General features: G+C 36.4%; 1 protein-coding gene. It reads right to left on the bottom strand.

Annotated features, from left to right (window positions below):
• Positions 1 to 55: 55 nt before the first annotated feature.
• Positions 56 to 736, bottom strand: a complete 681-nt coding sequence (locus D1641_RS18990) for an IS6-like element IS1216 family transposase (RefSeq protein WP_013646119.1) — start codon at positions 734 to 736, stop codon at positions 56 to 58.
• Between the last annotated feature and the right edge of the window lie 100 nt (positions 737 to 836).

The raw sequence follows: 836 nt of genomic DNA, 5'->3' as shown, positions 1-836 counted from the left end.
CGGTTCTGTTGCAAAGTTTTAAATAAAGAATAAAATCCCTTACGGTATCTATGATTTAAGCTGGGATTCCCAATAATACCTTGATTTCAGTACAGACCGAAAACCCGAAGAGAGTGCCTTCTTTTCGGGTTTTCTTATATAATCCTCGGATGGCTTCCATGCCTTTAATCGTGGGTGAGGCAGTGCGTAAACTTCGATAGAATTTATTGCGTCTCTTTACTGGACGATGGTCTTGTTCAATCAAATTATTCAGGTATTTAATGGTACGATGTTCTGTCCCTTGATAAAAGCCGTATTCTTTTAGTTTCTTAAAGGCACTTGTAATAGAGGGGGCTTTATCTGTGACTACAACCTTCGGTTCATCAAACTGCTTCACTAACCGCTTAAGAAAAGCATAGGCTGCTTGTGTGTCCCGTTTTTTACGTAACCAAATATCCAAGGTTAAACCATCTGCATCGATGGCTCGATACAAATAATGCCATTTTCCTTTAATTTTGATGTACGTTTCATCCATTTTCCATGAATAAAAGGATTTTTTATTTTTCTTTTTCCAAATTTGATAGAGTAGTTTGCCATATTCTTGCACCCAACGATAAATCGTCGTATGAGAAACGTTAATGCCACGATCATATAAGATTTCTTGAACTTCACGATAGCTAAGGTTATAACGAAGATAGTAGCCCACGGCTACAATAATCACATCCTGCTGAAATTGCTTTCCTTTAAAATGATTCATCGTCATTCCTCCTGCTATCTTTTTCTATTATTCTACCTTATTTGATAGTAGATTTAAAACTTTGCAACAGAACCCTTTTAACAATATTGGTAGATTTGCT

Origin of the sequence: Colidextribacter sp. OB.20, from assembly GCF_009911595.1 — a bacterium.
Lineage (GTDB): Bacteria > Bacillota > Clostridia > Oscillospirales > Oscillospiraceae > Lawsonibacter.
Note: the sequence above shows the minus strand (reverse complement) of the source record. Positions and strands in the feature narration are given on the sequence as shown.